The following is a 10,621-nucleotide window of genomic DNA, read 5'->3' as shown; positions in this document are numbered from 1 at the left end:
GTACTGCAGGGGGGACCCTGTGGGAGAGTAGGACGCCGCCGAACAATCATTGTGGGAAAGCCCCGCACCGTATGGTGCGGGGCTTTTCTGCGTTTACGGTCCCGTGGACGGTCCCGTGGGGAGCCACACCCTGACGGCAGGTCAGAGAGGCCGGGGCGGGGCCCGGGTCAGGCCAGCAGAGAGGTGTGGGGCCAGCGGTGGCGGGCCTGTTCGGGGGAGCGGAGGGTGGCTAGGGTCAGGAGGCCCTGCGCGGCGCCTGATTCGAGGAGCGCGGGGAGCGCGGGGATCGGGGCGAGGGCCGCGATGTCGTCGAGGACCAGGGTGAGTGGTGGGTCGAGGCGACCGTCAGATGACCGTTCGGCCATGCGGCGGCCGCGCTCGACCACGCTCGAGACGAGTGCGGTGAGCAAAGGCATCGCACCCGGTGTCGTACGCGGGTCCTCGATCGACTCGCCTACTACATAGAGCGTTCCCCCCTCAACGACAAAGGAATCAAGCGCGAGCGCATCGGCCCGCCCTGGATTGCAAGCGTCCCGGATGTGGACGGAGGAGAGGGCGGCGAGCGCGCGGACGATCAATTGCTGGGCCATGTCGCGGCGTTCGGGATGCGCTGTCAGTACGGACTCCAGCTCGCCGGCGCGGCCGGCCGCGGCCTTGGAGTTCGTACGGAGGATACGTACGGGCTCGTGGGCGGCACTGCTGCCCTGGGCCCAGCGGTGAATCTGCCGGAACGGCCTGCCGTCCACGGCGGCCGCGTGCAGCCAGCAGCGCAGCAACGTCTCAGCGGCGTCCGCCAGGGCCGAATCGAGCGTGCTCATCGGGCGGACGGGGGCGAGGAGGGCGGCCGCGCGGGTACCGGCGGCGGCGATGTCCTCGCAGCCCGCGACGGGAGACCAGCGCAGGCGGGCCGGGGTGTCGAGGAGGTGCAGCGGGTCGTACGCGTGCAGCGGGCCGAGCTTCGCGCGGGCGTCCTTGCTCTCGGCCCAGAGCGTCGCGTCGGTCGTCGCCACGAGGAGCGGTCCCTCGGCGGCGGTGATCGCGGCGAGCGCGGCAGCGCGGGCCGCGGGGCGCTCGGAGCGGTGGTGATAGTGGACGCGGGGGAGCGCGGGGCCGTCCGTAACGGCACCGGTGGTGACATCCATCGGAGCGCCGGCGGTGACACCCATCGGGACACCGGCGGGGACACCGGTGGGGCCCCCGGTGGAGAGGTTGGCGGGGACGCCGACCGGGACGTCGGCGGGGGCGTTGGTGCGGTCTTCCAGAGGCGGCTGAGGGGCCGGTACGGCCGCGGATACGGCCGACGTCTCCGCCCCCGTCGTACGACCGTCCACGGAAACGGCTGAGGCTGTGGCTGCGGCGGACGCGCCGGTGGTGGCGGCAGCGGCCGCCTCGGTCGGCACTGCCACTGGTGCCGCCGGAGCCGCAGGCGTGACTGCCGCTGATGCCGCCGGAGTTGCGGGCGGGACTGTGGCGCCGGGCTCACCCCGCCCCAGGACCGCCCCCTCCGCGCGTCGCTTCGCGCGGCGTTCGGCGCGGACCGCGCGGAAGCGGGTGATCGTGCCGAGAGCGAAGACCGTGAGGACGACCAGGACCATCAGTTCGCTGATGAAGACGCCCCAGAACAGGCCGTAGCCCGAGAGCTGGCCGTCGGGCGTGGCGGGCCAGGCCGCGGGCAAGTTGTGCGGCTGGGTGACCAGTTCGCGCATGGCGAGGGGAGTGCGGGTGAAGGCCAGCCGGTCGGGCCAGCTGCCGTGGGCGAAGAGGCCGGAGAGCCCCGTGGCGAGCCACACCAGGACCGTCAGGCCCAGGAGGAAGGCCAGCACGCCGACGAGCAGCGAGTCGGGGATGCCGCGCTCCCGGCGCCGGGGCCCGGCCCCGCCGTCCCGGCCCGCGCCGCCGCCTCCGTGCGCTCCGTACGCCTGCCCCTGCCGGTCGTACCGGTCGTCGTACCCGTCGCTCACGCCACCGACCCGTCCTTCGTACTGCCGTGCTGCTTGCCCGAGGCCAACGAATTGTCCGAGGCCATCGAAGCCGTCAAGCCACCGTCTCGCTCGATTCGTTGCTGAGCTGGCGGGCCAGGGCCATTGCCTCGGCGCGTGCTTCGGCCTCGGCGTCCGCCGCGCGCTCCAGGGCCCGGGCCTCTTCCGTGGGCTGGGCCGAGGCGTCGGCCACGGAGGACTCGGTCATGGCGCGGTCGGTGTAGACGAGGGGGCGTTCGGCCTCGGTGATCAGGTGCTTGACGACCTGGACGTTGCCGTTGACGTCCCAGACCGCGATGCCGGGGGTCAGGGTGGGGATGATCTCCACCGCCCACCGTGGCAGGCCCAGTACCCGTCCCGTGGCCCGTGCCTCGTCCGCCTTCTGGGCGTAGATCGTCCTCGTCGAGGCCATCTTGAGGATGGCCGCCGCTTCCCGTGCGGCCGCGCCGTCCACGACGTCACTGAGGTGGTGGACGACGGCGACGAAGGAGAGGCCCAGACGGCGGCCGAACTTCAGCAGGCGCTGGAAGAGCTGGGCGACGAACGGGGAGTTGATGATGTGCCATGCCTCCTCGACCAGGAAGATCCGTTTCTTCCGGTCGGGGCGGATCCAGGTGTGCTCCAGCCAGACGCCGACGATGGCCATCAGGATCGGCATCGCGATCGAGTTGCGGTCGATATGCGAGAGGTCGAAGACGATCAGCGGCGCGTCGAGGTCGATGCCGGCCGTGGTCGGGCCGTCGAACATGCCGCGGAGGTCACCGTCGACGAGGCGGTCCAGTACGAGGGCCACGTCCAGGCCCCAGGCCCGTACGTCGTCCAGGTCGACGTTCATCGCCTCGGCCGACTCCGGCTTCGGGTGGCGGAGCTGCTCGACGATGTCCGTGAGGACCGGCTGGCGGTCGGTGATGGTCTCGTTGACGTAGGCGTGCGCGACCTTGAGGGCGAAGCCGGCGCGCTCGTCGAGGCCGTGGCCCATGGCCACCTCGATGATCGTGCGGAGCAGCGCCAGCTGGCCGGTGGTGGTGATCGACGGGTCCAGCGGATTGAGGCGGATGCCGCCGTTCAGCGCCGCCGTGGGGTCCAGCCGGATCGGGGTTATGCCGAGCTGTTCGGCGATGAGGTTCCACTCGCCGACGCCGTCCTCGCCCTGCGCGTCGAGCACCACGACCTGGCGGTCGCGGAAGCGGAGCTGGCGCAGTACGTACGTTTTCTCCAGCGCGGACTTGCCGTTGCCGGACTCGCCGAGGACGAGCCAGTGCGGGGCAGGCAGCTGCTGGCCGTACAGCTGGAAGGGGTCGTAGATGTACCCCTTGCCGCTGTACACCTCGCGGCCGATGATCACGCCGGAGTCGCCGAGACCTGGGGCCGCGGTGGGCAGATAGACGGCCTGCGCCTGCCCGGTGGAGGTCCGTACGGGCAGCCTGGTCGTCTCCACCTTCCCGAACAGGAAGCTGGTGAACGCCTCGGTGAGCGCGGCGAGCGGATCGAGCATGGCCATGACGTACGCGCCTCCCAGCGGCTTAGCGGCGGATCCCGGTCGCGAACGGAAGCGTGTTGACGAAGGCCCTGTGGTGCTCGCGGTCGCACCACTCCAGCTTGAGGTACGACTTGCCGGCCGAGGCGCGGATGGTCCGCTTGTCGCGGGCCAGCGCCTCGGGGGAACGGGACGAGACGGTGAGGTACCCGACGAGGTTCACGCCGGCCGCGCCGGACGCCAGGTCCTCGCCGCGCTGGTCGACGCGGCCGTGGTGGGCGACGTCGCGCGGGTCCACGACGCGGTTCATCTTGGCCGCGCGGCTGGCCTCCGCGTCGTCGTTCGTCTTCTCGGTCAGCATGCGTTCGATCGCGACCTCGGTCGGCTCCAGGTCCATGCAGACCGCGACCGTACGGATCACATCAGGGGTGTGCACGAGCAAGGGTGCGAGGAAGTTGACGCCGACCGGGGTCAGCGGCCACTCCTTGATCCACGCGGTCGCGTGGCACCAGGGCGCGCGGGTCGTCGACTCGCGCGTCTTGGCCTGGAGGTAGGTGGGCTCCATGGCGTCCAGCTCGGCCGGCCAGGCGTTGCGCTTGCTCATCGCCTGGATGTGGTCGATGGGGTGGTCCGGGTCGTACATGGAGTGCACGAGGGAGGCGAGGCGGGCCTGGCCGAGGGGCTGGCGTACGCGGATGTCGGCCTCGGCGAGGCGGGCGCAGATGTCGGTCAGCTCGCGGGCCATGACGACGGCGAGGCCCGCGTCCTTGTCCAGGCGCTTCCGCAGCAGCCCGCCGTTGTGCATGCGCGCTGCGCGGGCCATGGTCTCCGCCTCGGCGGCCAGCTCGCGGGTGTAGTGCATGCAGGCGACGAGGTACGCGCGGTGCTGCTCGGAGGAGGTGGAGACCATCGACTGCAGCTGGTCGTAGGAGTCCTGCAGCCAGGCCGGGGCATTCCGGTCGCCGCGCTGGGCGACGTCCTTGGCGTGCGCGTCGGGGTCGGCGGGGAGGGTGCGGGCGAGCATCTGCAGGCGGGTCACGAAGCCGTCGCCGTTCGCGACGTGCTTCAGCAGCGTCCCGAAGCGGTCGACCAGCGCCTCCTGGTCCTCGCTGTCGCGCAGGCCGACGCCCGGGCCCTCGATCTCGATCGCCGCGGTGACCGTGCGGCGGTCGGCGTGCAGCAGTACGGCGATCTCGTCCGGGCCGAAGGGCGCGGACAGCCAGTTGATGCGGCCGATGCCGGGCGGCGGGCCGATCTCCACCTCGCGGCCGTCCAGGCTGATGCCGGCCTCGGGCGCGCCGGAGCGGTACGTCGTGCCCTTGCGCAGCGTCCGCTTGTAACTGCGGTTGATCTCGAACCACTTGTAGAACGTCCGGCCGCGGTACGGGACGTACACCGCGGCCAGGGCAAGCATCGGGAAGCCGGTGAGCGTCACGATGCGCAGCGGCAGCACGGGCACCAGGAGGCCGCACATCATGCCGAGGAACGCGCCGGCGATGATCAGGGCGATCTCGCCGGTCTCGCGGTTCTTGCCGATGACGGCGTTGGGGCGGGCGCGGCCGATCAGATACGTGCGTCGGGGCGTGACCGGGTGGGACTGGGTGCTCAACGCCCATCACCTCCTGCTGTTTTGCCGGTGCGGGCGGAACCGCCCGAGCCGCCGGGGCGGGGGCCTGGGGTCGTACGGGGTGCGGGCGGGGCGGTCGCGCCGGATCCGCCGGAGCCGCCGCGGGAGCTGTGCGCGGCGACGCCGCCGGCCACGGCGTCGGCCGGGCGGGACTGGCCGCCGCTGCTGCCGTTGTCGCCGGTGTTGCCGCCGCTGCCGCGGGAGCTGTGGGTCTTGATGCCCTGCGACACGAGGGCAGCGGGGGAGGAGACGAGAGCCGCGGCCTGACTGCCGTCCGTCGCCGCCTTCTTGCTCGTGCGCGCCGCCATGATCTCGTCGCCGAAGCCGGGGACGAAGCGGTAGATCATGGCGCTCGCGAAGATGGCGAGCAGGATGATGGCGAGGCCGGAGACGATGGCGGAGAAGGAGTCGGGGCCCCGCTCGGAGGAGAGGGCGCCGGCGATGCCGAGCACGATCACGATGACCGGCTTCACCATGATCACGGCGATCATGATGCCGGCCCAGCGGCGGACGTGGCCCCACATGTTCTTGTCGACGAGGCCGGCGTAGACGACCGTGCCGAGCAGGGCGCCGACGTACAGCAGGGCGGCGCGGATCACCAGCTCCAGCCAGAGGATGCCGGCGGCGAGGACGGACACGAGCGCGACGACGATCAGCATGATCGGGCCGCCGCCGATGTCGGTGCCCTTCTTGAGCGCCTCCGAGAACGACCCGAAGAAGATGTCGGTCTGGGCGCCCGTGCCCTTCGCGATGATCTCTGTGACGCCGTCGGTGGCGGAGACGACGGTGTAGAGGATCAGGGGGGTGAAGGCGGAGGCGAGGACGGTGAGCCACAGGAAGCCGACCGCCTCACCGATCGCCTCGGTGAGGCGTACGCCGCGAACGGCGCGCTTGGCCACGGCGAGCAGCCAGAGCACGAGCGTGAGGATCGTGGACGCGGCGAAGACGACGGCGTACTGCCGCAGGAACGCGGCATTCGTGAAGTCCACCTGCGAGGTCGCCTTCACGGCGTCGGACAGCTTGGTCACGATCCAGGCGGCGGCGTCGGCACAGCCCTTGGCGAGCGACTGGAGGGGGTCCAACGGGTTGTTGTCAGAGAGCCCTCCTGGGGTGGGGGGCGTGCCGCTGGATTTGTCACCGTTTTCGCAGTAGTCCTTGGCGGGGCCTCGGATCAGGTCACAGTTGTCGCTCGGTTTGGGGTCCGGTGCAGCGAAAACCCGGGTGGCGAGCAGCACCGCCGAGGTCTGGATGCCGGTGACCAAGCCGGTGAGCGTGAGGGCGCGGCGGCGAGACTTACCGGGCATACGTGAACCCTCCGAACCCTTCGACGGCCTTGGACATCTCCTCGGCCGTTGCAGCGGCCTGGTCGCGGCCGACCGGTGCCGGCCCCTTCTTCTGCGTGAGGTCGGCGATCTTCCAGTCGCCCTCGACCCATCGCAGCTGCATGGTGGTCGTGTACCAGCTCTCCGCCACCGGATTCTCGGATCCTTCGCCCGCGAGCCCGAAGAGCGAGGAGTACCAGACGGCGACCTTCGCTGTGCTGCCGTCGAACTTCTCGATCTTCGTTCCCACAGGGTTCACCCGGGATACGAACGTCATCCCGTCGGGCGCGCTGCCATCTGCCTTCAGTCCGATCCGGCCAAGGAACTTGGGGTCGGCGTACACCTTGCGCAGGCTCTCCTTGCGCGCTGCCGCGGTGGACGGCGTGTATACGGCATCGACGATCGCGTCTCGTTCCTCGGAGTCGTACATACCGTCACCGGCGAGTGCCACTGAATAGTTGGCCGCGGCGGATTGGGCGCCCTGCTCCGTCTTCGGGAACCCGGAAGGTACCGAGCCCTTTTTGCCGGAGACCGGTTGTTCGCCCGTCGGCGCGGTCGGCTGGGCCGCAGGGGCGCCCGAGGTGGGGTTGGAGGAGTTGGAAGCGGAGGGGTCGCCGCCGCGGTTGGCGAAGGCGATGGCCGCGATGAGCAGTACGACCACGCCGACGATCGTCACCAGATTGCGGCTGGACATGCCGCCGCGGGGGCGGCGGCCCGTGCCGTACACGTCGCCCTCGCCGCCGGGAAGTCTGGTACGCGTCTGGCCGGCGGGACCCTGGCCGCCGTACTCCCCGCCGCCGTACGCTCCGTCATCTCCGAGACTCATGGTGCCTGTGCCCCCTCAACCGGCATCGCTGCCGCTTTCGCCGTCGCCTTGCCGCAACCCGGGTACGACCGTAGCCGCGTGCGAGGCGGCCAGGGCGTCCTGGTACGAGTACACCCCACTGTGACGGAACGGCGAACCCGCCCGCAGCGCCTGTGGATAACTACGCGGCGGGTTCGGAATCCGCTGTGGGTGGGTGGACGGAGTGGGCATCAGCATGTGGCCTCGGGTGGGAATGTGGGCCAGGTGGGGCGGCCGCGCACAGACGACGACCATGGGACGTGAGCCCGGGTGCGGCGCGGAAGAGCGCGCGGTGGGCGCGTGGACGGACGGGCGGGGCGTACAGGCGGGCGTACGACGGGTGTACGGGACGGAAGGCGCGGCCAGTGCGTGGCCGGCGCGCGGCAGTTGCCGCGCGGCCCGGCGGACGTCCTGGCGGGCGGTGACGTTTCGGCCGGCTAGACCGCCATCCCGTAGACGATGGTGAAGAGGGTGCCCAGTGACCCGATGATGAAGACGCCGGTCAGACCGGCGACGATCAGGCCCTTGCCCTGCTCGGCGCTGAAGGTGTCGCGGAGGGCCGTGGCGCCGATGCGCTGCTTCGCCGCGCCCCAGATCGCGATGCCGAGACAGAGGAGGATGGCCACCGCCATCACCACTTCGACCATGACGCGCGCCTCGTTGCCGAGACTCCCGAACGGGCCCCAGTCAGGGGCGATTCCGCCGATAATGGTGGTGATGTCGCCCTTTTCGGCCGCAATGAACATATGTGAACTCACCGCCCCTAATGGGTAGTTGTCTCCCGCACCACATGGCACGGCCAGCCTCTATCTTCGCTGACGATTGCCCGTGACGATGTCGACTTGCCGTCAAACTTTGGCGGATCCCGTGTGGGCGGCGAGGGCAGGGGTGCGCACGTCGTCCGTAGAACCCGCGATTTTCACCGTGTGTACCACGCGGGGTGACGCTGGGCAATTGACGTTCGATTCGCGGGCGAACCGCGGGCGACCCGCCGTCGATCGGTGGTCGATCGGTGGTCGATCGGCCACCGGGCAGGCCGAGAGCGCTCGCCGGTGGCGCGGTCGTGGCCGAAGGGAACTGTGTGCGGAGAACGCCGGTTTGAGGCGGGGCGGACACGGACACGGTTCGTCGGTAGCCTGACGGGGGTCGATTTGGGGGTGAGGGGTGCGGTGCGCAAGGTCTGGGTGGGTGCGGGGATCGGCGCGGGCCTCGGGGCCTGTTTTCTCGCGCTGCTGATCATCGGTACGTACGCGGCGGCCGGGCTCGGCGGGGCCGCGGGGCGGGTCGTCGGACTGGCGAAGGGCGCGGTACCGGCGGCGTATCAGCCGCTCGTGCAGAAGTGGGGCACGCTCTGCCCCGCGATCAACCCCGCGCTGCTGGCCGCGCAGCTGTACCAGGAGAGCGGCTGGAACCCCAAGGCGCAGAGCCCGGCGGCGGCGCAGGGGCTCGCGCAGTTCATTCCCGGCACCTGGGCCACGCACGGCGTCGACGGTGACAAGGACGGCGACAAGGACGTGTGGGACCCGGTCGACGCGATCGCGTCGGCGGCGTCGTACGACTGCGAATTGGCCAACTATGTGAAGGATGTCCCGGGCGACGCCACGCACAACATGCTGGCGGCGTACAACGCGGGCGCCTACCGGGTCATCCAGCACGACGGCGTGCCGCCGTACCGGGAGACGCAGAATTACGTCAAGGTCATCACCACCCTGGCGAAGAGCTTCGAAGCCCCCACGCAGCGGGTGCAGCCCTCGCAGCAGGCCGCCGGGGCCATCTACTACGCACAGAAGAAGCTCGGCACGCCGTACCTGTGGGGCGGGAACGGAACGGCGGACCAGGGCGGCCGGTTCGACTGCTCGGGCCTGACCAAGGCCGCGTTCAAGTCGGTCGGCGTCGAACTGCCCCGTGTCGCCAACGACCAGTGGAACGCCGGGCCGCACCCGAAGCGGGACGAGCTGCTCCCCGGGGACCTGGTGTTCTTCGCGTACGACCTGAAGGACCCGCGGTCGATCCACCATGTCGGGATCTACGTGGGCGGCGGCTACATGATCAACGCTCCGTACACGGGGGCCGTGATCCGCTTCGACAAGATCGATACGCCTGACTACATCGGCGCCACTCGCGTCACGGAAGATGGCGCAAAAGCGCTCCCCCGTCGGAACGCTGCGTGAACATGGGGCCTGAGCTGCGGAGATGAGTCAAGCTTCGATAACGTCCTGGTGATCATCCGGTGGAATGTGGAACGTCGCGCGGGTACATGACGTTTCCTTGGAGTGGGTGTGAGCGGCACTGCCGGAGCACGGCAGACGCACGGCGCAGCGCACACCGCAATTGCTCGGCGACCACGGGGGTTGGCAGCACTCGGACGGCGCTCACGCGCGCGAAAGGTTAGGGGCCCCGGCACATGGCTGGACTCGCACTGGACGGGTCGAACCCCGACGTTGGCCTGCTCTACGAGGTCAACGGCCTCGCCAAGGACGCTCCGCACTGGTTCGACCAGGTGATGGAGTACGTCGGCGAGTACGGCATCATCGCCGGGCTGGCGATCCTGTGCCTCATCGGCTGGTGGGGCGCCCGTAAGAGGGCCGACGCGCCCGCCGCCGTGGCGGGCCTGGTGTGGGCGCCGCTGGCCGCCGGCATCGCGCTGCTGGCCAACATCCCGATCCGGGAATTCGTGGCGCGGCCACGCCCGTTCCGGGACCACCAGGGCCTGGAGGTCCTGGTCCAGGGCAAGAACGACTTCTCGTTCGTGAGCGATCACGCCACGCTGACCATGGCCATCGGCGTCGGCATCTTCATCGCGCACCGCAAGTACGGGCTCATCGGCATCGGCCTGGCGCTCCTGGAGGGCCTGTGCCGGGTCTACATGGGTGTGCACTACCCGACGGACGTCGTCGGCGGGTTCGCGCTGGGCACGGCGGTCGCGCTGCTGTTCGCGCCGCTCGCCCAGGCGTTGCTGGTGCCGCTCATGAAGGCCATCGCCGCGTCCCCTATCGGGGCGCTGGTCCAGGTGCCCCGCGCGGGCACCGGGCACGCAGGCGGAGCGGGCGAGGGGGACGGCGCGGCTGTGACGGACGCGTTCGGGCCCGCGGGGGCGGCCGGTGCCGTCGGGGCCGGGGGCCCCGACGGGTTTCCGGAGCCGCCCGGCCCGGCCGGCGCGCCGCGCCGTACGGACGGGGTACCGGCCGGCCGCAAGGACCGGGACAAGGATCTGGCGGCCTGAGAGCCGCTCCTTGCAGAGACGCGGGGGGGCCCCCCCCCCCGCCCCCCCGGGGGGGGGCGGGCCGGGGAAAAAAACCCCGGGAAAAAAACCACCCCCCCCACGCCCGCCGGGCGCCCCCGGCCGAGGGGGGGGGGGGGGTGGGAGTGGAT

The 10,621-nt window shown here is 70.8% G+C and carries 8 protein-coding genes; 2 read left to right on the top strand and 6 right to left on the bottom strand.

The annotated features are described in order from the left end of the window. Positions 1-167: 167 nt before the first annotated feature. From ACIGXO_RS33590 to ACIGXO_RS33565, 6 genes are all read right to left on the bottom strand, one after another. On the bottom strand, positions 168-1,961 hold the full coding sequence (locus ACIGXO_RS33590) for a type IV secretory system conjugative DNA transfer family protein (RefSeq protein WP_399794485.1): 1,794 nt from the start codon (positions 1,959-1,961) through the stop codon (positions 168-170). 73 nt (positions 1,962-2,034) lie between these two features. After that, a complete protein-coding gene (locus tag ACIGXO_RS33585) occupies positions 2,035-3,474 on the bottom strand; it encodes an ATP-binding protein (protein ID WP_399794489.1) in 1,440 nt (479 codons plus the stop codon). A gap of 28 nt (positions 3,475-3,502) precedes the next feature. After that, positions 3,503-5,065, bottom strand: a complete 1,563-nt coding sequence (locus ACIGXO_RS33580; protein WP_399794483.1) for an SCO6880 family protein — start codon at positions 5,063-5,065, stop codon at positions 3,503-3,505. After that, the gene (locus ACIGXO_RS33575) at positions 5,062-6,387 is read right to left on the bottom strand and encodes a hypothetical protein (protein WP_399794481.1); all 1,326 of its coding nucleotides are present in this window, start codon (positions 6,385-6,387) and stop codon (positions 5,062-5,064) included. The genes ACIGXO_RS33580 and ACIGXO_RS33575 overlap by 4 nt, the downstream gene beginning before the upstream one ends. Beyond that, positions 6,377-7,231: a hypothetical protein gene (locus ACIGXO_RS33570; protein ID WP_399794479.1), complete on the bottom strand. Its 855-nt coding sequence runs from the start codon at positions 7,229-7,231 to the stop codon at positions 6,377-6,379. The genes ACIGXO_RS33575 and ACIGXO_RS33570 overlap by 11 nt, the downstream gene beginning before the upstream one ends. Positions 7,232-7,686: 455 nt before the next feature. Continuing rightward, positions 7,687-7,995 carry a hypothetical protein gene (locus ACIGXO_RS33565; protein WP_031067282.1) on the bottom strand — a complete coding sequence of 103 codons (309 nt, stop codon included), beginning with the start codon at positions 7,993-7,995 and terminating at the stop codon, positions 7,687-7,689. 423 nt (positions 7,996-8,418) lie between these two features. Between ACIGXO_RS33565 and ACIGXO_RS33560 the strand changes: the two genes are divergently transcribed. Together ACIGXO_RS33560 and ACIGXO_RS33555 are read left to right on the top strand one after the other, a co-directional pair. Further along, the gene (locus ACIGXO_RS33560; protein WP_399794477.1) at positions 8,419-9,420 is read left to right on the top strand and encodes an NlpC/P60 family protein; all 1,002 of its coding nucleotides are present in this window, start codon (positions 8,419-8,421) and stop codon (positions 9,418-9,420) included. Between the two features lie 233 nt (positions 9,421-9,653). Next, entirely contained in the window at positions 9,654-10,472 is an 819-nt protein-coding gene (locus tag ACIGXO_RS33555; protein WP_399794475.1) for a phosphatase PAP2 family protein, read from the top strand. Positions 10,473-10,621 lie beyond the last annotated feature (149 nt).

This window comes from Streptomyces sp. NPDC053542 (genome assembly GCF_044544685.1).
In the GTDB taxonomy this organism is placed as follows: Bacteria; Actinomycetota; Actinomycetes; order Streptomycetales; family Streptomycetaceae; genus Streptomyces.
The sequence above is the reverse complement of the archived record's forward strand: the minus strand, read 5'-3'. Positions and strand labels throughout refer to the sequence as shown.